Raw genomic sequence first — 20,480 nt, 5'->3', positions numbered from 1 at the left:
GCTCGGATCAGAATATAAACTTGTATTAAAACAGTTCAGACAAGTAGCAAAATCGTGTAAACTACTCAAGTTTTAGCTACTTACTTTGATAAAAAAGTGTAAAGTGTAAGCTGAATGTTATATCTCATTAATTTATTATGATGAAGGAAACAAAATGAAAAGAGTCGTTATCACTGGTTTGGGTATTATTTCTAGTATCGGTAACAATAAAGAGGAAGTTTTAGCTTCATTAAAAGAAGGCAAATCAGGTATCGAATTTGTTCCTGAATTCGCAGAAGTTGGTATGCGTAGCCAAGTCGCAGGCACAATTAAATTAAATCCTGCTGAACTAATCGATCGTAAAGTCTATCGTTTTATGGGCGATGTCTGCGAGCATATGCTTATCTTTCAATGAAAGAAGCGATTGCAGATTCAGGTTTAACGGAAGATCAAGTATCAAATGACCGTACAGGTCTCGTTATCGGTGCTGGTACTGGTTCGGCACACAGCCAATTAGTTGCTTGTGATGCAGTACGTAGCCCTCGTGGTGTGAAAGCAGTTGGTCCTTATGCAGTAACCAAAACAATGGCGTCAAGCGTGTCTGCGTGTCTAGCAACACCATATAAAATCCGCGGTGTGAACTACTCAATCAGTTCTGCGTGTGCAACTTCAGCTCACTGTATCGGTCATGCAATGGAATTAATCCAATTAGGTAAACAAGACGTTGTGTTTGCCGGTGGTGCGGAAGAACTTTCTTGGGAATGTGCAACCGAATTCGATGCAATGGGTGCAGTTTCAACCAAATATAATGACACGCCAACAAAAGCAAGTCGTGCTTATGACGCAAATCGTGATGGTTTCGTTATCGCAGGCGGTGGTGCTGTTGTTGTGGTTGAAGAATTAGAACACGCACTTGCTCGTGGTGCAAAAATCTATGCTGAAATCGTAGGTTACGGTGCAACTTCTGATGGTTATGATATGGTTGCACCAAGCGGTGAAGGTGCGGAACGTTGTATGAAACAAGCACTTGCAACAGTCAATAGCGAAGTGGAATACATTAACGTACACGGTACATCAACCCCAGTTGGTGATGTGAAAGAGTTAGGTGCAATTAAAAACGTATTTGGTGATAAAAAACCAGCGATTTCATCAACTAAATCAATGACTGGTCACTCTTTAGGTGCGACAGGTGCACACGAAGCAATCTACTCATTATTAATGTTAGATAACGGCTTTATCGCACCAAGTATTAACATCGAAACATTAGATGAACAAGCGGAAGGCTTAAATATCGTAACAGAGCGTCAAGACAAAGCATTAACCACTGTAATGTCTAACAGCTTTGGTTTCGGTGGTACAAATTCTTGCTTAGTATTCCAAAAATACAACGGCTAATCACCAAATTATATAAAGTAAAAAAGTGCGTTTAATACGCACTTTTTTCTTATCACAAGCGGTGAAATTCTTCAGATTTTTTGTAAAAATTTAAGGAAAGTTAACCGCTTGTTATTTAACTTGTTCCGCACTAAAGCTAGTATTAAGATCTTTTAACGCTTGTTTCTCTTTGCTCTGTTATACCAAATGTTGCTTTCCCAGCTACTTCTTCCGCATTTGGTCCGAAGAATTTACCTTCATAAACTCCTTCTCTATGCACAACGTTAGTGACCGCTTGTCCTTCAAAACTATTACCTTTAATATCTGTTTCTTTTAAAGAAATATTACGGCGAAGTCCTGATATTATTAAATCACCTGAAATTTTCTTATTATCGAAATCCGCAACTAAAGTACTTGTACCAATATTTTTTACACTTTGTGTAAGATTATCGTAACGTGTTGCATTACCTTGATAAGTAATTTTTCCTTGTACTGGAATATTCTCAACAAGTGTTTCATTACCAAAATAGAACATTTGACGTTCAGGATCATTCTCCTGACTCATAACCCAATTATAAGCACCTCCTAATGCCTTAGCTAAAGCAGATCCTGTTAATCCACCTAAAGCACTCGCTTTCTCTTGAGCTAAGGTTGCTATTTTTTTACCTGCAACATCTAAAATGGTAGGTTCTTTCTCTGACTCTAACCACGCTCCATTGAATGAATAATTACGGTTATATCCCGAGATCTTACCGTATTCAATATCTTGGTTATTTATCTCCCCTTTAGGAAATTTAAACTGTTCAACTGATAACCCATTATCTAGCTGAGTTGAAGATGTATTCTGAATAGCGTTATTTTTAGGTGGGTTATTAGGATCATAAACCCGATATGATGGTGTAGTTTGATCCGATTGGTTTTCAGTATTTGGCTTTGACTCAACAGTCTTTTGAGAAGATGCCTTTTCTTGTTCTATTTTCTGTTCCAATTCATTCATTGCCTTTTTCACTTGCTCTTTTGCAGATGAGCCTCCACCTCCTCCGCCACAAGCAACAAGCGTAAGCACTAAAGTAGTCAAAAAAGAAAGTTTTAACATTTTCATAAGAGATCCTTACTGATATTGATTAAGAAAGAAAATAATTCAATAAATGAGTATTAATTAAAATATACAACTCTAAAGACTCAAAAACAAGAGTAAAAATCTCAAAAATATCACTCATTGAGTAAATCATTGATGAGAAATAAATTATGAACAGATTTGTAGCGGCTGAAGTTGATCTTCTAATCGGAAGAAAGATCCAGCAACGTAGAAAAGAATTGGGGCTAACAGCAGAAAATCTGGCAGAACAAATCGGTGTTTCACAACAACAATTTTCACGTTATGAACGAGGGGCTACCAAAATAAATGTATCGCATTTAGTCAATATTGCAGTCATATTAAACACACCGATTAGTTGGTTTTTTAGTGACAGTAAAGCAGAAAACTTAACCTTTTCAGATAAAGAACAATATGTTCCTATTCGGCAAGATGCCTTAAAGCAACGCTTAGACTTTCATTGGGCAAGGCTTTCTAACGATCAAAAAAGAAATTTAATCAATTTCCTTGATTCAATTAATAATCCTTCTACTTCACAGTCTTATTTTGCCAAAAAACGACAAAATTAAACCGATTGCCAAACACAAAAGGCTCCATATAGGAGCCTTTTAGTGCTTTAAATCAATTTATGCTTTGGTTAAATCTAAATCTTTAGTTTCTTGTGAAGCCAATAATGCAAGGAAAGTGAGTAGTGCATTACTTGCTAAATAAATGCCCACCCCAATCATTCCGTAATTTGCATTGATAGTAATCGCAAAGGTTGCGCCTACTGTTGCCCCAATAATTGATGCAAAGTTATAGGCTAACGATGAACCAGAATAACGAACTTCAGTCGGGAAAAGCTCTGGGAGTAATGCGACCATTGGACCAAATGTAAAGCCCATTAAAGCCATTCCAATCACAAGGAAAGCAAACACACTATATGGCGTTCCATTTGTGAGGAAAAGAGGCATTGCCATACCAAAAATACCCATTGCAAACGTTACCCATAATAAGAATTTACGGCGTCCCATTTTATCTGCTAATACACCAGAAATACTGGTAAAAGCACCAAATACAATCGCACTTAATAGCAATAATCCGGTGAATGTATTTGGTTCAATCCCTAATCCCATCGGATGACCTGCTTCTGAAAGTTTTGCCGGCGTTCTTGAATACACTTGTGCAAAAGCAGTCATAATATAGAACAATACATAAGTCGCCGTCATAATGAATGTGCCTAAAATCAATGGCTTCATATGATGCTTAAACACAGCACTCACCGGTGCTTTTTGAGTTTTACCTTTTTGCTCCGCTTCACGGAATACATGGCTTTCATGTAATGTTAAGCGAACCCATAACCCCACCATGACTAAAATAACGGAAGAAACGAACGGAATACGCCAAGCCCATTCAACCAACCCTTCTTTTCCCCAGGTGTAACTGACAAGGAAAAATGCGAGCATTCGCTAAAAACAGTCCAATTGGCGCACCTAATTGTGGGAATGTACCATACCAAGCTCGTTTGCCGTCAGGTGCATTTTCTGTTGCGACAAGCGCAGCTACGCCCCATTCGCCGCCAAGACCTAACCCTTGCCCAACGCGACATAAACATAAAAGCACTGGAGCCCAAATGCCAATATCCGCATAAGTTGGCAACAAACCAATACAAACGGTTGAACCGCCCATTAATAGCAATGAAGCAACTAATGTTTTCTTACGACCAATTTTGTCACCGAAGTGACCAAATAAAGCCGAGCCAATCGGACGAGCGAAGAACGCTAATGCCAAAGTGGAAAGAGAAAGTAACTCATCCGAAACGGGATCACCACTTTTGAAAAATTGCGTATTAAAAACTAATACCGGCTGCAGCGGCATAAATATAGTAGTCAAAAAATTCGATTGCGGTTCCCACCATAGAAGCAATCGCTACTTTTTTAGGATCATTCCTTAAATTTTGTGCTGTGTTAGGCATAAATATAAATCTCATTTAATTGTTATAAAACAGCGTGAATCCTAACAGTTTCAATATATTCGAGCAATATCTCCGCAATTAGCACAAATTAATTAAAATTTATAAAATTCTATAAAAAAAATAAAGATCAGCATAACTCACTAAATACCTATAAAGTTTATATGATTATGCTTTAGCCGAAACATTTCAGCCTACAAAATTTTTATCATTTTTTTTACGAATTAAATTAATCATAAAAAAGTGATTGTTTCCATTAAGAATTTGAGCATACAATGTTTCAAAACGTATAGTATTTTTTACAATAAAGGGAAAGAAAAAATGACACAGACACAACAAATAGAACCAGCATCAAACTGGCAATCAAAGTTCAGAGCGATAGGACCGGGTATTTTAATGGCATCCGCGCAGTAGGTGGCTCGCATATTGTTGCCTCAACGCAAGCCGGTGCAATTTATGGCTGGCAATTAGCATTAATTATTATTTTAGCGAATTTATTCAAATATCCATTTTTCCGCTTTGGGGTGCAATACACCTTAGGCTCTAATAAATCGTTATTGGAAGGCTATCAAGAAAAAGGCAAAATCTATTTATGGGTTTTCTTTATCCTGAATGTCATTGCGGCAATGATCAATACTGCCGCGGTAGGTATTGTAACAGCGACTATTTTGAAATTTATCTTTTCAGCAGTAGGCGTGCAATTTGACTTAAGTATTCCGGTTGCGAGTACCATAATTATTGCGATCACTTGGGGTATTTTATTATTAGGTAAATATCGCTTCTTAGACTCGCTTTCTAAATTTATTATGATTGCACTGACGGTTTCCACGGTAACTGCAGTCGTGGTTGCCGCATCAAAAGGTGGTGTGCAAGTTGCACCTGATTTTATTGAGCCAAGTCCTTGGAATTTAGCTTCACTTGGTTTTATTGTAGCATTAATGGGTTGGATGCCGGCACCAATTGAGATTTCTGCAATCAACTCAATGTGGGTAGTGGCGAAACGCCGTCTAAATAAAGTAAGCTATGAAGACGGTATTTTTGATTTTAACGTCGGTTTTATCGGCACGGCAATTCTTGCCTTAGTGTTCTTAGCGTTAGGTGCATTAGTTCAATACGGTTCAGGCGAAGCGGTTGAACAGGCGGGTGTGAAATATATTGCACAATTAATTAAAATGTACGCTTTCGCTATCGGCGATTGGTCTAAATTATTGATCGCATTAATTGCTTTTATGTGTATGTTCGGCACAACCATTACTGTAATTGACGGTTACTCTCGAGCGAATAATGAGGCATTACGTTTATTGCTAAACAGAAAAGAAAGTTCTCCGACAAGCCTAAATATTTGGATGACGGTCACATCTGCTATCGGAATTCTGATTATTTCGGTATTTATGAGCGATGTAGCTAAAATGCTTTCTTTTGCGATGATTTGTTCATTTGTTTCAACACCAATTTTTGCCGCATTAAATCTTTCACTCGTATTGAAAGGTGAGCATAAAGTCAAAGGTGGCTTATTCTGGCTATCTATTGTCGGCTTAATTTATCTGACGGCTTTCACACTCTTATTTATTGCGTATGAATTAGGTATGTTGTCTTAATCAAACAAGATAGAAATATACAAGCGGTCTATTTTCCTTACTTTTTTCAAAAAATCAGGAAAATAGACCGCTTATTTTTATTCAAATTATACGTCTGATACGTTATCACTCACGAGCGGAAAACCACCGAGATCTTTTAAACGATTTACCATTGTGCAGAATAATTCTGTGGTTTTTTCCGTATCATATAAAGCTGAGTGAGCTTGTTTACCGTCAAATGGAATTTTTGCCATTTGGCAGGCTTTGACTAATACGGTTTGTCCGTACATAAAACCAGCAAGTGTAGCGGTATCAAACATAGCAAACGGATGAAACGGATCACGCTTTGCGTTAATACGCTTCACTGTCGCTTGTACAAACGCCTGATCAAAGGTCGCATTATGCGCCACAATAACCGCACGCTGACAACCCTGATCTTTCAATGCTCGGCGTACCATTTTAAACATTTCGGGAATCGCAATATTTTCCGACACTGCACCTCGCAACGGGTTATCAATGTCAATGCCGTTAAATTTCAGTGAGTCGGGATTGATATTCGCCCCTTCAAACGGCTGAATATGAAAATGGCATTTTTGATCCGGCACTAAATAGCCGTTCTCATCCATTTTTACCGTGATGGTCGCCAGTTCCAACAAAGCGTCTGTTTGTGCATTCAATCCGGCGGTTTCCACATCAATAATTACCGGTAAATAACCACGAAAACGATTTTTTAATAAATTATAGTCTGTTACTTGTTCTGTCATTGTCTATTCATTACAGGTGGTTTTACACCTACTTAAAGAAAAAGCGGTCGGATTTTAAAGAGAATTTGCAAATATCTCTCAAAATTTGACCGCTTGCACTACGAATAGCCGGAGGCTATTTATAGCAAATAAAATTAATTACCTAATGCGACCTGTGCATTTTTATTTTCAATAAACTCAATTTTATAACCGTCCGGATCTTCGGCAAAAGCAATTACTGTTTTACCACCTAATACCGGGCCCGGCTCACGCGTAATTTTACCGCCTGCCGCACGCACGCTTTCAATCGTTGCATAAATATCGTCAACACCTAATGCAATATGACCGTACGCCGTACCTAATTCATAGCTTTCTACGCCCCAGTTATAAGTTAATTCAATAACCGCACTTTCGCTTTCGTCCGCATAGCCTAAAAATGCTAATGAATATTTATATTCAGGGTTTTCGCTAGTACGAAGTAAGCGCATACCTAATACTTCGGTATAGAATTTAATCGAACGCTCCAAATCGCCTACGCGTAACATGGTATGTAAAATTCGCATAGTTCATTCCTTATTTAAGTTAAAAAACTACATATATTATGGCATAATTTCACGCTAAAATCATTTTTCAATTTTACTTATCTATCAATTTTAAGTTATGTCGCACAATCACGATTCTGAAAAAAAATATGATATTGCCACACACGCACTACTACCAATGGTACTAATGCTGTTTGTACAAATGTTACTTAATCACTATTTTGCTCCACAAAATGCGATTTTTATCTCGCCGTATTTACTCGCCTTTTTCGTTGCAAATCTCATTGCATTTTTTGTGTTATGGAAAGGAGAAATTTGCCCGGGGCAAACGGGTAGATTGTTATTCGTACTAAAATTCTTCATCGTTTTTGCGCTTGGCAATTTCGTTTATTCAATCGGTTTCACACCAAAACACAATCCGATGGCACTTGCCGGAGTGGCATCATTAATGATCGGTATTTTTTATTGGTTATTTAACGCACATGAAAAACCGATGAACACCTTAATTTACTGCGCTTTCGGTATTCTTGCGGTGGGAATGATTCAGTATTTAGCGATTTATTGGGTTGAACTTCCCTCTTTATTTAACGGTGTGCGCGCCAATAATTTTGCCCAACTGTTATTCGGTATTTTACTTGCCGGTTGGTATTTGATGTTGGCAAAAAGCCGTCTTGATGTTTTCTTTAAATTATTAGTACAGCTTGCGCTAATCGTTTTAGTACTAAATTATTTATGGAGTGCATTCGTACTGTACCAACAATTGCAAATTATGCCGGGTATGTCGTTATTGCCCTATGTAGTTTATTTTCTCGTGCAATTTGTGATTTTCGCTTTACTCGCTTGGTTATTACTCGGCAAAGGCGAAAAACAAATTAAAAACCCACTCGGATGGACATTAGCTACCTTATTAGCGATGCTCTATCCATTTACCAATATGATCTAATGCTAAAACGTAGCTTACTTGTTATCGGTACTTTTGTTGCACTGCTGATTATCAGCAGTGCAACCTTGCTTTCAGGTAAGCAACTTTCTACAGTTACCAACTGGTTTTTACCGGACGGTTGGCAAATTCAAACGCCTGCCGGCGGTATTCAAGCGAATTTAGAAAATGCAAATCTAGCAAAATTTGCTCTCACCTATCAAAATTGTCCTTTAATTACAGTCGATAATCTTGCTGTGCATTGGCATAGTAAAAATCGAGTTTCAATCGATAAAGCAACGCTGGATTATCAATGTTTAACTCAATTACCCGACTCTGATGAATCATCTACCTTCTCTCTTACGCCAATTTTAGCGTTGTTGCCCGAGGGTGAAGCGGAAATTAAAGCATTACATTGGTTGAATTTACCTAATGATTTGCATCCACGCTTAGCACAATTATTAAGCACACTGAGTTATAGCAAATTTGCATTTTTTCAGCAAAAATTGACCGCTTTAATCCGTCAACAAGCGATAGAATTAACGGCGGAATTTGATAATCAAACGCTTTCCGGCAATTTAAGCTATCAACCGAGCGAAAAGGAAAAACATAATTTACTGTTTTCCGCCCACGTGAATCCGAAAGATTTGTTCGCCATTCCATCACAATTTGAAGGCGATTATCACTGGATTCTACCGAAAGAAATCGTCGCAAATGAAGTAATTCGAGAAGGCGACTCTCTACTCAGTTGGCAAACCGATGAACAAAATCAGTTAGTCGGCGATTGGGCTTTCGCTTCCGAGACTGCCCCGAAAAACCGCTTAAACTTCCCATTCCGTTTTGATTCACAAACCCTTGAAATTAAACAGGGTAAATTCTATTGGGATTGGCTGGAAGATTTTCCGCCGCAAGGCTTTATTAATGCAAAACTCACGCCAAACAGTTTTGCGAATGGTGATTATTATCCGATTAAAACCTACTTACGTTTTAACTTGCTATCGCAAAGTAAAAATGCCGGTAAAGGAAATATTGTATTGGAAAGCCGTGACGGTGAATTACAAGCTGACAGTTTAAATATGCCGTTTCAAATTACCGGTAATGTGAAATATGACGATTTCATTCTGTACAGTTCTTTACCGGTAGCATTTAGCGGTAAATTTGAGCATCTGAGTTTTAAATTTCAGCCAAAATCGCTATTACGTTTGGTCGGGAAACAACGATTACTGGCAATTCATGAATTACGTTTTCCGCTTGCCGGTATTCAGATTAATAAGCATGGTGTAAATGGTCGCTTACATGCAGTATTCAAAGGTGAAAGCCCCGATTTTAAAAACATCAATCTGCATTTAGACGGTTTTGCCAAAAACTTCAAAATGGGACAATTAGACTTTTTTGAAGACGTTGCGGATAAAAATGCAGTACAAGATTTGTGGCAATGGCGAGTTTGGGGCGATACAAATATCCACACCATAGCCAGCAAACTCAATATTAGCGGACAAGGAACTTGGCACAAAAATTTAGTACAACTCCACAAATTAAGTGGTGAATTAGGCAAAATTCACCAGAAAGGCGTGTATATTCCTAAAACTGAATTACGTTTACTGGAGCCAATTAAATTTGCTTATGAAAAATGGCAACTTGACGGCGGTATCCAGCTAAAATCACCGGAAATACAATTTAGCTATGGTGGAAAAATTCCATTACCGTCTGCGAAATTACAGGTAAATGGTGAAATTGAAAACCTGAATCTCAAAGGCGAACTACAAGCCCAACAAATTAAGCCACTTCGCTTATTTGCTCGCCGTAAACTAACTAAAACCGCAAGTGAGCTTATTGGGCGATTATATTGGCAAGAACAGCCGGCAAAAGTATTTCAACCACTCATTCCATTTCGCAAAAATTGGTTAATTACCGGTGGAACGGTACGAGGCGAAACCGCTTTTAGTGCCGGTGTAGAAAAAGGTATTATTGCTGGGGGACATTTTGCCATTCGTAACGCTTCGCTTTCTATGCCGAATGGCGAAGCAAAAGCGATTGAATTTAATTTGCCTTATCGCTTACAAGATAATGAATTTGACTTTGGTTTAAAACAGCCTATCGACTTAAAAATCGGGCAATTAAATCTCGGTTTACCGATTGAAAATATTCGAGTAAAAGTGTTTGGGCATTACCCTTATAGCCGTCACAAACCGTTAATGCTCAAACAGCTTTCAATGAATTTATTAGACGGTGAGCTGAGTGTTGAGCAATTTGCCTTGCCACAAACTCAAATTGCTTATTTAAAGCTGGCAAATATCAATTTCGAACGTATCCTCGAATTGGTGCAATATCAGCAAATTGAGCTCAAAGGCAAAGCCAATGCTACCTTGCCGTTTTGGTTGGAAGGTAAACCTTGTTATGTATGTGACGGCTTACTGACCCAAGCTGTGGAATCGAATTTAAAAATTCAGCCCGAATTAATGAAAGCAATTTCACAAACCAGCGGCTATTCCGAGCGACTATTACTCTATTTACTTAACGATACGAAAATTACCGATTTACGTAGCTTGATTAATGTTGGACCAAATGGTGAAATGGCGTTAGATGCCAAATTAAAAATGCGACTTAATCAGCAAGAAAAAGCCAAAATTAACTTTAATTATCATCATAAAGAGAATATCTTTAGCCTTTGGCATATGATCAATTCAGGTTCTTATGTCGAACAGAATCTTGAAAATTCTATTTACCAGCAACTAGATAAAAGAAAATGAGAAAAAGCCTACTTTTTGCAATTTTTTGCCTAAATTTGACCGCTTGTACGCCAAAAGTACAGCTTGAAACGCCGGCGGAAGGGATCACGATTAATATGAATGTGGTGGTTGATCACCGTATTGATGTGAAATTTGATGAAAAGTCTCGTGCCGTATTGCAAACCTCAGATAACAAAGCGGCTAAATCAGAAGCGGTGGTAGCAACACCGGCAGAATAGCTCCCATAAAAAAATGCACGGAACATTCCGTGCATTTGTAATTAGAACGTCACCATTTGATGATGTTTAAATTGTTGGTAAATTTCCGCTAATTTTTCACCGCTTGGTAGTACCAAATCAGGGTTAAGATCATACATCGGTACAATTACAAACTCACGATTTTTCATTTCGATATGCGGTACGGTTAAACGTTCATTTTGAATCTGTTCATCGCCGTATAAAATAATATCCAAATCTAGCGTACGCTCTCCCCAACGACGAATCCGTACTCGCCCTTGTGCATTTTCAATACTTTGTAATTTATCCAACAATTCCAACGCTGTTAAATCGGTATCGAATTTTGCCACCGCATTCACATAATCCGGCTGATCTTGTGGTCCGACCGGCTTACTGCCATAAAACGGACTAATTTCAAAATTGATTGCAAATGTTTTTAAAGATTCGACCGCTTGTTTAACTTGTGCCAGCGGATTATCTAAATTCGACCCTAAAGCGATATAGACTGTTTTCATAATGATTTCCGTTTCTACTTATTCTAACTAAAAGAAAAGGCACAAGCTCTCGCTTGCACCATCTTTCTATTTACTCTGCCGAGACTTTCTTCACCGGCTTTTTCTTTCTAAATATTTTACGACGACGTTTTTTCTTTTCTTCGCCGGCAAAATTCGGCAAATTTCTGACCGCTTTCAACATTTCCGCACGTTGTGCGTCATTGCTAAATTGGTATTCGTGCCACCACGCTGAAAGCTCGACCAAGTCACCACCTTCAATCTCAGCACGCATCACTAATAAATCAAAACCAGCACGGAATTTTATGTGTTCTAGCGTCTGCTGTGGACGCTTACCCGAACGCTTAGTCATCTGAAATTGTAACGCCCAAATATCACGAATCACAGAGGTATGACGGCGATGTAAGGCAATGGCTTTACAGCTTTCATCCAATACATCATTAGCCGCTAACATCATTGCATCATGGCTGTTTAGACCACCTTCATTTTTTAGCACTTCCATTTTCTCACGTAATGGATACCAAAGAAGGGCCGCAAATAAAAATGCAGGATTAACCCGTAAATTATCACGAATACGCTCATCCGTTGAGTTAAGTGCTTTACTTAGCATACGCTCTGCATTCGAATCATTGTGTTCGGTGAAAAAAGGAACAAGCACCGGGAATAACTGCTCGAATAAGCCATATTGACGCATCAACTGATAGGTTTTAAAACCTTGTCCCGATTGCAACAATTTTAATGATTCATCAAACAAACGTGCCGCCGGAATATTTTTCAATAAATAGGCAAGTTCACGAATAGGGGCATCGCTCGGTTTATCCAAGAACATATCCAATTTCGCCATAAAGCGAACTGCACGTAACATACGTACCGGATCTTCTTGATAGCGTACCACCGGATCACCGATTAAGCGTAACTTACCGGCTTTCAAATCCGCAATACCATCAAAGAAATCGAAAATCAGATTATGCTTCGGATCATAATAAAGCGAGTTCACCGTGAAATCACGGCGTTGTGCGTCTTCACGTAATGTACCATACACATTGTCACGTAACAGCATACCTTCTTCGCTCACTTTCGAGATTTTATCACTGCTATGATTGCTGTGATCCGCTCGGAAAGTTGCGACTTCATAAATATCACGTCCAAACACAATATGGGCTAAACGGAAACGTCGTCCGATTAAACGGCATTGACGACCAAAGATTTTTTGAATTTCTTCCGGTTTTGCATTGGTTGCCACGTCAAAATCTTTGGGTTTATGCCCAAGTAATAAATCTCGAATACAACCACCAACCACATACGCTTCAAAACCGGCACGTTGTAATTTTTCAACAATTGCTAACGCATTTTTAGGAAAATCTTTCGGCGTAATATCATAATGACCACCACTTACCGTAAATTTTTTATGCAGTAAATGAGAAGGAACATCTGAATTTTTTTTAGATTTTTGAGAAGAACGCTGAGGTCGCTCACTCAATGTCGGAGCAGAACGCTTGGATTTTGTTTGAGATTCTACCGCTTTAACACGTTTTTCCGATTTTACTTCAGACAAGTTTTGTTCTGTAAGCGGTTGTTTTTTTCCTTTTTTTTGTCGAGAAAACAACGACTTAATATAGTTAAAAATAATCCACCCCTAGTAAATTAAAATAAATAGCCATGTAAAATAAAAATAATGGACAATGCGAGATTGTCCATTATTATACCGCTATTTACTCTTTTTAATTAGCTTATAGGCCCATTTGTTTTTCACGGATTTCAGCGAGTGTTTTACAATCGATACACATATCCGCTGTCGGGCGAGCTTCTAAACGGCGTAAGCCGATTTCTACGCCACATGTTTCACAATAACCGTATTCATCTTCCGAAATACTATTTAATGTTTGCTCAATTTTCTTGAGTAATTTACGTTCACGATCACGATTTCTTAACTCAAGGCTAAATTCCTCTTCCTGAGTAGCACGATCGGCAGGGTCCGCAAAGTTTGCTACTTCTTCCTGCATTTGATTTTTGGTACGCTCAGCTTCGTCCATAATTTGAACATGCCATGCACGAAGAATTTTACGAAAATGCTCTTTCTGAGCATCATTCATATACTCTTCATCTTTTTTCGGTTGGTAAGGTGTTACGCCTGCTAAAGCTAATAAACCTAATGAAGTGGTGTTTGCCACTTGAGCCATAATTTCACTCCTTGTTGGATAGCACATTCCCCAATTTAGTATAAAAGTGTCATAAAAATATTTGGGACGAATTTTAAAAGGGCGTATAAATAACAAATGTCGCCCTATTTGGCAATGAATATTTGCAAAAATTTTTGCAATTTTTACCGCTTAGCAGACAATGAAACGGCTAAAGATTCCTTCAGCCGTTAAAATTTACTCAAATTATTTTTACTTCTTCTTTATTTTATTGCCAGCTTTTCGACCAAGTTGCTAACCAACCTTTAATCGTTTCAGCATTCGGCATCGTAAATGCTAAATTTTTATACTCCGGCATTACTTTAAACGCAGGATCAGCCACTGTATCCACTAACGGTTTCATCACATTATGGTAAGAAATTACTTTTTGTGCTTCCGGCTGTTGTAAGAAAGCGAGGAATTTAGTCGCTAATTCTTTTTGCTTACTCGTATTTAATATCGCGACTACTTCTGTTTGGACTAAATGCCCTTCGCTAAACTGTGCCGCTACATATTTATCGGTTTTATCGTGCCATTGATGATAAAGCGGAGAAGTCGAATAGCTCAACACTAAATCCGATTCACCTTTTAAAAACGCACTATACGTTTCCGACCAACCTTTGCCGACAGTTACCGTATGTTTCGCTAAAGTTTTCCATGCCTGTTCAGCTTGTTCACTATATACCGTGTTTAGCCAAAATAATAACCCTCGTCCAACAGTACTGGTACGGGGATCTTGATAAATGACTTTTAAATCTTGACGTTCAACCAGTTCTTTTAATGATGTCGGCGGACTTGCTAATTTCTGTTTGTCATAAATAAAAGCATACTCACTATAATCATACGGATAAAATGTTTTATTTTGCCAATTTAATGTGCCTGTCGTTAAACCATGCGGAACAAACAAACCGGTTTTTTCCGCTTCTGCCATCGTGAAATTATCAATGCCGAGCATTACATCCGCTTTGGTTTTCTTGCCTTCTAAACGAATACGATTCAACATCGTAATTCCGTCTTCAAACGGCATAAATTTCACATCACATTGACATTGCTGTTCAAACAACGGTTCTAATTTTGGTGCAGGTCCCCAATCTGAGGCAAATGAATCATAAGTATAAACGGTTAATGCCGGTTGTTGAGCATAAGCGGTGGCGGTGAAAAATGCTGATAACACAGCAAGTTTAGTCAGTTTCATGAATTGTCCTTCTAATTTTACGGAATATAGAAGGATTTGAGTAAATCTTACTTTACTTCTGTTGTAAGAAATCAGAAAAAAGCGTCTCAAATCCCTACGCTGATACTAATCAGATCAGGTTCTATGGGTAATTTCTCAGCTTTTGTAAAGCACCCCAATGAGAACGTGTTAATTGTAAGGTATGCGTAAATATAATGCAAACACCACAAGCAAACGTTTGCCTTTTTAAGAAGAAATGACTATACTACAATCCTAGTGCCAAGAAAGGACCTAGATAAATTCATATGCAAAACCTTACAACATACTTAAACACTCATTTAGCCAAACATCATTTCATTATGGTGTTTGGCTCTTTTTTTGGTATTTCAAAATTTCATTGATCTCTTATAGAGATCTTTTTTTTGTCTAAAAATCAGCAGTCGTAAAGAGGAATAATTTAAGATGAGTCAGTTAATTCGTACACTAAAAAGCCATATCCGTGACGAAATTATTAAAAAAGGCGGTTGGGTAAATGCTCACGCTCATGCAGACCGTGCATTTACCATGACACCAGAAAAAATTACCATTTACCAAAATGCCAACCTCCAACAAAAATGGGATTTAGTGGACGAAGTAAAACGTAACTCAACCGTTGATGACTATTATCGTCGTTTTTCACAAGCGATTGAATTAATGATTTCACAAGGGGTAACCGCATTCGGTACATTTGTTGATATTGACGGTGTATGTGAAGATCGTGCCATTATCGTCGCTCATAAAGCACGTGAAGTATATAAAAGTGATATTACCTTAAAATTTGCCAATCAAACGTTAAAAGGTGTTATCGAACCGAATGCCAAAAAATGGTTTGATATCGGTTCTGAAATGGTAGATATGATTGGTGGCTTGCCATACCGTGATGAATTAGATTTCGGTAAAGGCATGGAAGCAATGGATATTTTGATGGATAAAGCCAAATCACTCGGCAAGATGTTGCATGTACACGTGGACCAATTTAATACCCCGAAAGAAAAAGAAACCGAACAATTATGTGACAAAGCAATCGAACATGGTATGCAAGGTCGAGTGGTAGCAATTCACGGCATCTCTATCGGCGCACATCCGAAAGAATATCGTAAAATGCTCTATCAAAAAATGCGTGATTCACAAATGATGGTGATCGCTTGCCCAATGGCGTGGATTGATAGCGGTCGTAAAGAAGATTTACAGCCATTCCACAATGCACTGACTCCGGCGGATGAATTAATCCCAGAAGGTATTACCGTAGCAATCGGTACTGATAATATTTGTGATTATATGGTTCCGTTATGTGAAGGCGATATGTGGCAAGAACTTAGCTTATTGTCTGCCGGTCGCCGTTTTACTAACTTAGAAGAAATGGCAAATATCGCCTCAATTAATGGCAGAAAAGTTTTAGGTTTACTCTAATTTCCGACTATTCACGCATATTTATGCTGATTTAGTACTAACAAGCGGTCAAATTTGCAAAAAAATCTGTAAATTCGACCGCTTGTTTCTTTTCCTCTCTCCAATTTCCAGCAATTTTCCGCTATAATCCCAAAGATTTTTTCTCCGCATTTAGCAAAGCGGAAAACCTCTTTTTAATATATTAAGGATATTTTTATGATGCGTTCTCATTATTGCGGTGCTTTAAACCGCTCGCACGTTGGTCAAACCGTCACATTAAGCGGTTGGGTACACCGTGTGCGTAACCTTGGTCGTTTTATTTTTATGCAAATTCGTGACCGTGAAGGTATCGTGCAAGTTTTCTTTGACGAGAAAGACGAAGCGATTTTCAAAATTGCATCAGGTCTACGTTCAGAAGCGTGCGTACAAATTCAAGGTGAGGTGATTGCACGCGATGAATCACAAATCAACAAAGAGATGGCGACCGGCGAAATCGAAGTGTTAGTGAAAAATGTGATTGTGTATAACAACTCGGAAGTTTTACCGCTTGATTTCAACCAAAACAACACAGAAGAGCAACGTTTAAAATATCGTTATCTTGATTTACGCCGTCCGGAAATGGCGGAAAAACTTAAAACACGTGCAAAAATCACGAGCTTCGTACGTCGTTATATGGACGACAACGGCTTCCTTGATATCGAAACACCAATGCTAACCAAAGCAACACCGGAAGGTGCGCGTGACTATTTAGTACCAAGCCGTGTACACAACGGTAAATTCTATGCGTTACCGCAATCACCGCGACTTTTCAAACAGTTGTTAATGATGTCAGGTTTTGACCGCTACTACCAAATCGTAAAATGTTTCCGTGATGAAGATTTACGTGCTGATCGTCAGCCGGAATTTACCCAAATCGATGTGGAAACCTCATTCTTAACCGCTGAAGAAGTGCGTGAATTAATGGAAAATATGATTCACGGCTTATGGTTGGATCGCTTAAACGTAGATTTAGGCAAATTCCCAATTATGACATGGCAGGAAGCGATGCAACGTTTCGGTTCAGATAAACCGGATTTGCGTAACCCGTTAGAATTAGTGGACGTGGCGGACATTTTAAAAGACGTTGAGTTTAAAGTATTTAACGAGCCGGCAAATTCAGCAGACGGTCGTGTAACCGTGCTTCGTGTACCGAACGGTGCAACGCTTACTCGTAAACAAATTGACGAATATACGCAATTTGTCGGTATCTATGGTGCAAAAGGCTTAGCGTGGGCGAAAATCAATGATGTAAATGCCGGTATGGAAGGTATCCAAAGCCCGGTAGCAAAATTCTTAAACGAAGAGGTTTTCAAAGCATTAATCGAGCGTACTAACGCAACTAGCGGCGATATCTTATTCTTCGGTGCGGATAAATGGCAAGTCGTTACCGACTCAATGGGTGCTTTACGTCTGAAAGTTGGTCGTGATTTAGCATTAACCGATCTTTCAGCGTGGAAACCGCTTTGGGTTATTGACTTCCCAATGTTTGAAAAAGACGATGAAGGCAACCTTTCTGCAATGCACCACCCGTTCACTTCTCCGAAAGGTTTAACGCCGGAAGAATTAGCGGCAAATCCGGTGAATGCAGTTGCGAATGCTTACGATATGGTTATCAACGGCTACGAAGTAGGCGGCGGTTCAGTACGTATTTACGATCCGAAAATGCAACAAACCGTATTCGGTATCCTCGGTATTAACGAACAAGATCAACAAGAAAAATTCGGTTTCTTATTAGACGCATTAAAATTCGGTACGCCACCGCACGCCGGTCTTGCATTCGGTTTAGACCGTTTAACCATGCTTATTACCGGCACGGAAAATATCCGTGATGTGATTGCATTCCCGAAAACCACTGCGGCAGCGTGTTTAATGACAGAAGCACCGAGTTTTGCAAACCCACAAGCATTGGAAGAGCTTGGTATTGCGGTCGTGAAAAAAGAGAAAGCGGAATAAGACAAGCGGTCAAAAATCGCTTATTTTTTGCTGATGAAATACAAAAATCCTAACTCCATTTTAGTTGTGATTTATGCAGAAAATTCGGGAAGAGTCTTAATGCCGCAACGCCAAGACGATCCCGAATTTTGGCAGTCGGTGACCGGTTCGCTTGAACCGAACGAACAGCCGTTTGAAACGGCAATTCGTGAAGTGAAAGAAGAAATCGGTATCGATATTTTAGCGGAAAAACTTACGCTAACGGATTGTAACGAATCGGTGGAATTTGAGATTTTTCCGCATTTTCGGTATAAATACGCGCCTGATGTCACGCACTGCTCGGAACATTGGTTTTTACTTGCCTTAACGCAAGAACGACAACCGATATTAAGTGAACATTTAGCGTTTAAATGGGTGAGCGTTAAAGAAGCCATCCAGCTAACAAAATCACCGAATAATGCGGCGGCAATTGCAAAATATTTAACTCCCCTCTTTAGAAAAGAGGGGCAGGGGGAGATTTGATAGTCATGTCAAATTCTCTTACGAGTGCAAGGTTATTCTGCCAAATCTCCCCTAACCCCTCTTTGCTAAAGAGGGGAACTTTTTCAAAACATAAATTTAAAAGAAGGAAACAACAGAATGGCAGGTCATAGTAAGTGGGCTAACATTAAACACCGTAAAGCGGCACAAGATGCACAACGCGGTAAAATTTTTACTAAATTAATTCGTGAATTAGTTACTGCGGCAAAAATCGGCGGCGGTGATGTTTCTGCAAACCCTCGTTTACGTTCTGCAGTAGATAAAGCGTTATCCAACAATATGACACGTGATACCATCAACCGAGCAATTGAACGTGGTGTAGGCGGTGGCGATGACACCAATATGGAAACCAAAATCTATGAAGGTTACGGCCCGGGTGGTACAGCGGTAATGGTTGAATGTTTAAGTGATAACGCTAACCGTACCATTTCACAAGTTCGTCCAAGCTTCACTAAATGTGGCGGTAACTTAGGTACTGAAGGTTCTGTTGGTTACTTATTCAGCAAAAAAGGTTTAATTTTAATTGCTTCAGGCGATGAAGATGCGTTAACTGAAGCGACGATCGAAGCAGGTGCGGACGATATTCAAGCACAAGAGGACGGTTCATTTGAAATCTATACTGCTTGGGAAGATTTAGGTAGTGTACGTGATGGTATTGAAGCGGCGGGCTTTAAAATTCAAGAAGCGGAAGTAACAATGATTCCATCAACAACTGTTGAACTCGATGCGGAAACTGCACCGAAATTACTTGATTTAATTAACCGCCTTGAAGATTGTGATGACGTACAAAACGTATATCACAATGGTGAAATCAGTGACGAAGTTGTCGCATTACTATAAATCGTAATACATAAGCCAACCATTTAGGTTGGCTTCTTTTTTACTTAAATTGAACTAACTTCAATAAGTTGGCATCTAGTGGATGCGTTTAAAACGTGTATGTTTATCCCTAACATAAGGAATATAAAAATGAAATTAATCAAATTTGCTTCGGCGTTATCTTTAGCGACTCTTTTAGCGGCTTGTTCAACAGCAGGCGATGTGGCTTCAACTGTAAGCGAAGGCGTATCAAATGCGGCTTCAGCAACCACAAATGCGGTAAAAGAAGGTGCAACAGCCGTATCTAATGGCGTTTCAAACACAGTAAATACGGTAAAAAATAAATTAACTGCATCTTCTAAAACCGTAGTTTATCAATGCCAAAACAGCAAAACTGTAGTAGCAACCTATGATTTTGAAGGCGAAAAAGCAACCGGTTTAACTTTAACGGTAAATGATGTGGCGGTAAAAGAGTTAATGCGTGATGAGAAAAATAAAGACTTTGCATCATTTGCCTCAAAAACGCACGTATGGAACCTAGATGACACCTTCTCACTTTCAACCTTTAATAAAACTGAAGCGGGAATGTTATTCAAAAAAGGAAAAAATGCGGATGAAATCCTTGCAAAAAACTGCGAAGTTAATCAAACTGCAACTGCAAAATTAAATAAATAACAGATTGATTCGTTTAAATAAGCGGGCGGATTTGTAAA

Annotated in this window: 16 protein-coding genes, 3 pseudogenes and 1 riboswitch; of the genes and pseudogenes, 11 read left to right on the top strand and 8 right to left on the bottom strand. The window is 38.8% G+C overall.

Annotated features, from left to right (window positions below; genetic code table 11):
- Window positions 1-154 precede the first annotated feature (154 nt).
- Window positions 155-1,374 (top strand): annotated as a pseudogene (gene fabB, locus NYR89_RS01000) (beta-ketoacyl-ACP synthase I).
- A 142-nt stretch (window positions 1,375-1,516) separates the two neighbouring features.
- Here fabB and NYR89_RS00995 read toward each other — a convergent pair.
- A complete protein-coding gene (locus NYR89_RS00995) occupies window positions 1,517-2,455 on the bottom strand; it encodes a Slam-dependent surface lipoprotein (protein WP_279445964.1) in 939 nt (312 codons plus the stop codon).
- A 146-nt stretch (window positions 2,456-2,601) separates the two neighbouring features.
- On the opposite strand from NYR89_RS00995, the gene NYR89_RS00990 reads away from it, so the two are divergent.
- Window positions 2,602-3,018 carry a helix-turn-helix domain-containing protein gene (locus NYR89_RS00990; RefSeq protein WP_279445963.1) on the top strand — a complete coding sequence of 139 codons (417 nt, stop codon included), beginning with the start codon at window positions 2,602-2,604 and terminating at the stop codon, window positions 3,016-3,018.
- 57 nt (window positions 3,019-3,075) lie between these two features.
- On the opposite strand, the pseudogene NYR89_RS00985 reads toward NYR89_RS00990, so the two are convergent.
- Window positions 3,076-4,403, bottom strand: a pseudogene (locus NYR89_RS00985) (MFS transporter).
- A gap of 318 nt (window positions 4,404-4,721) precedes the next feature.
- Here NYR89_RS00985 and NYR89_RS00980 point away from each other — a divergent pair.
- Window positions 4,722-5,998 (top strand): annotated as a pseudogene (locus NYR89_RS00980) (NRAMP family divalent metal transporter).
- Window positions 5,999-6,084: 86 nt separating this feature from the next.
- Here NYR89_RS00980 and rnt read toward each other — a convergent pair.
- Together rnt and gloA are read right to left on the bottom strand one after the other, a co-directional pair.
- A complete protein-coding gene (rnt, locus tag NYR89_RS00975) occupies window positions 6,085-6,741 on the bottom strand; it encodes a ribonuclease T (protein ID WP_279445961.1) in 657 nt (218 codons plus the stop codon).
- Between the two features lie 134 nt (window positions 6,742-6,875).
- On the bottom strand, window positions 6,876-7,283 hold the full coding sequence (gene gloA, locus NYR89_RS00970; RefSeq protein WP_279445960.1) for a lactoylglutathione lyase: 408 nt from the start codon (window positions 7,281-7,283) through the stop codon (window positions 6,876-6,878).
- Between the two features lie 97 nt (window positions 7,284-7,380).
- Between gloA and NYR89_RS00965 the strand changes: the two genes are divergently transcribed.
- From NYR89_RS00965 to NYR89_RS00955, 3 genes are read left to right on the top strand one after another with little or no spacing between them, the layout of a single operon-like run.
- Window positions 7,381-8,205 (top strand): hypothetical protein, encoded by an 825-nt coding sequence (locus tag NYR89_RS00965; protein ID WP_279445959.1) that lies wholly within the window; start codon window positions 7,381-7,383, stop codon window positions 8,203-8,205.
- Complete coding sequence (locus tag NYR89_RS00960; protein WP_279445958.1) at window positions 8,205-10,931, top strand: YdbH family protein; 2,727 nt, start codon at window positions 8,205-8,207, stop codon at window positions 10,929-10,931. The genes NYR89_RS00965 and NYR89_RS00960 overlap by 1 nt, the downstream gene beginning before the upstream one ends.
- On the top strand, window positions 10,928-11,149 hold the full coding sequence (locus NYR89_RS00955; RefSeq protein ID WP_014991014.1) for a YnbE family lipoprotein: 222 nt from the start codon (window positions 10,928-10,930) through the stop codon (window positions 11,147-11,149). Before NYR89_RS00960 ends, NYR89_RS00955 begins: the two co-directional genes overlap by 4 nt.
- Before the next feature lie 41 nt (window positions 11,150-11,190).
- Here NYR89_RS00955 and folK read toward each other — a convergent pair whose 3' ends face one another.
- The 4 genes from folK to thiB all read right to left on the bottom strand — a co-directional run bounded on the left by folK (window position 11,191) and on the right by thiB (window position 15,030).
- A complete protein-coding gene (gene folK / locus NYR89_RS00950; protein WP_279445957.1) occupies window positions 11,191-11,661 on the bottom strand; it encodes a 2-amino-4-hydroxy-6-hydroxymethyldihydropteridine diphosphokinase in 471 nt (156 codons plus the stop codon).
- A 70-nt stretch (window positions 11,662-11,731) separates the two neighbouring features.
- Complete coding sequence (pcnB, locus tag NYR89_RS00945) at window positions 11,732-13,264, bottom strand: polynucleotide adenylyltransferase PcnB (protein WP_279445956.1); 1,533 nt, start codon at window positions 13,262-13,264, stop codon at window positions 11,732-11,734.
- Between the two features lie 124 nt (window positions 13,265-13,388).
- Window positions 13,389-13,838 carry an RNA polymerase-binding protein DksA gene (dksA, locus tag NYR89_RS00940; protein WP_279445955.1) on the bottom strand — a complete coding sequence of 150 codons (450 nt, stop codon included), beginning with the start codon at window positions 13,836-13,838 and terminating at the stop codon, window positions 13,389-13,391.
- A 226-nt stretch (window positions 13,839-14,064) separates the two neighbouring features.
- Window positions 14,065-15,030 carry a thiamine ABC transporter substrate binding subunit gene (thiB, locus tag NYR89_RS00935; protein ID WP_279445954.1) on the bottom strand — a complete coding sequence of 322 codons (966 nt, stop codon included), beginning with the start codon at window positions 15,028-15,030 and terminating at the stop codon, window positions 14,065-14,067.
- 73 nt (window positions 15,031-15,103) lie between these two features.
- Window positions 15,104-15,197, bottom strand: a riboswitch (TPP riboswitch).
- Window positions 15,198-15,471: 274 nt separating this feature from the next.
- Here thiB and NYR89_RS00930 point away from each other — a divergent pair.
- From NYR89_RS00930 to NYR89_RS00910, 5 genes are all read left to right on the top strand, one after another.
- Window positions 15,472-16,458, top strand: coding sequence for an amidohydrolase family protein (locus NYR89_RS00930; protein WP_279445953.1), 987 nt, complete (start codon window positions 15,472-15,474; stop codon window positions 16,456-16,458).
- A gap of 195 nt (window positions 16,459-16,653) precedes the next feature.
- A complete protein-coding gene (gene aspS / locus NYR89_RS00925; protein ID WP_279445952.1) occupies window positions 16,654-18,429 on the top strand; it encodes an aspartate--tRNA ligase in 1,776 nt (591 codons plus the stop codon).
- A gap of 33 nt (window positions 18,430-18,462) precedes the next feature.
- Entirely contained in the window at window positions 18,463-18,930 is a 468-nt protein-coding gene (nudB, locus tag NYR89_RS00920) for a dihydroneopterin triphosphate diphosphatase (protein WP_279445950.1), read from the top strand.
- A gap of 117 nt (window positions 18,931-19,047) precedes the next feature.
- The gene (locus NYR89_RS00915; protein ID WP_279445949.1) at window positions 19,048-19,788 is read left to right on the top strand and encodes a YebC/PmpR family DNA-binding transcriptional regulator; all 741 of its coding nucleotides are present in this window, start codon (window positions 19,048-19,050) and stop codon (window positions 19,786-19,788) included.
- Between the two features lie 129 nt (window positions 19,789-19,917).
- The gene (locus tag NYR89_RS00910) at window positions 19,918-20,442 is read left to right on the top strand and encodes a hypothetical protein (protein ID WP_279445948.1); all 525 of its coding nucleotides are present in this window, start codon (window positions 19,918-19,920) and stop codon (window positions 20,440-20,442) included.
- Window positions 20,443-20,480 lie beyond the last annotated feature (38 nt).

The sequence above is a fragment of the Actinobacillus arthritidis genome, assembly GCF_029774155.1.
Taxonomy (GTDB): Bacteria; Pseudomonadota; Gammaproteobacteria; order Enterobacterales; family Pasteurellaceae; genus Actinobacillus; species Actinobacillus arthritidis.
The sequence above is the reverse complement of the archived record's forward strand: the minus strand, read 5'-3'. Positions and strand labels throughout refer to the sequence as shown.

Bases quoted from the DNA above. Each gene is read 5' to 3' on its own strand.
- NYR89_RS00995 (WP_279445964.1), bottom strand. From the start codon at position 2,455: ATGAAAATGTTAAAACTTTCTTTTTTGACTACTTTAGTGCTTACGCTT.
- NYR89_RS00990 (WP_279445963.1), top strand. From the start codon at position 2,602: ATGAACAGATTTGTAGCGGCTGAAGTTGATCTTCTAATCGGAAGAAAG.
- rnt (WP_279445961.1), bottom strand. From the start codon at position 6,741: ATGACAGAACAAGTAACAGACTATAATTTATTAAAAAATCGTTTTCGT.
- gloA (WP_279445960.1), bottom strand. From the start codon at position 7,283: ATGCGAATTTTACATACCATGTTACGCGTAGGCGATTTGGAGCGTTCG.
- NYR89_RS00965 (WP_279445959.1), top strand. From the start codon at position 7,381: ATGTCGCACAATCACGATTCTGAAAAAAAATATGATATTGCCACACAC.
- NYR89_RS00960 (WP_279445958.1), top strand. From the start codon at position 8,205: ATGCTAAAACGTAGCTTACTTGTTATCGGTACTTTTGTTGCACTGCTG.
- NYR89_RS00955 (WP_014991014.1), top strand. From the start codon at position 10,928: ATGAGAAAAAGCCTACTTTTTGCAATTTTTTGCCTAAATTTGACCGCT.
- folK (WP_279445957.1), bottom strand. From the start codon at position 11,661: ATGAAAACAGTCTATATCGCTTTAGGGTCGAATTTAGATAATCCGCTG.
- dksA (WP_279445955.1), bottom strand. From the start codon at position 13,838: ATGGCTCAAGTGGCAAACACCACTTCATTAGGTTTATTAGCTTTAGCA.
- thiB (WP_279445954.1), bottom strand. From the start codon at position 15,030: ATGAAACTGACTAAACTTGCTGTGTTATCAGCATTTTTCACCGCCACC.
- NYR89_RS00930 (WP_279445953.1), top strand. From the start codon at position 15,472: ATGAGTCAGTTAATTCGTACACTAAAAAGCCATATCCGTGACGAAATT.
- aspS (WP_279445952.1), top strand. From the start codon at position 16,654: ATGATGCGTTCTCATTATTGCGGTGCTTTAAACCGCTCGCACGTTGGT.
- nudB (WP_279445950.1), top strand. From the start codon at position 18,463: ATGAAATACAAAAATCCTAACTCCATTTTAGTTGTGATTTATGCAGAA.
- NYR89_RS00915 (WP_279445949.1), top strand. From the start codon at position 19,048: ATGGCAGGTCATAGTAAGTGGGCTAACATTAAACACCGTAAAGCGGCA.
- NYR89_RS00910 (WP_279445948.1), top strand. From the start codon at position 19,918: ATGAAATTAATCAAATTTGCTTCGGCGTTATCTTTAGCGACTCTTTTA.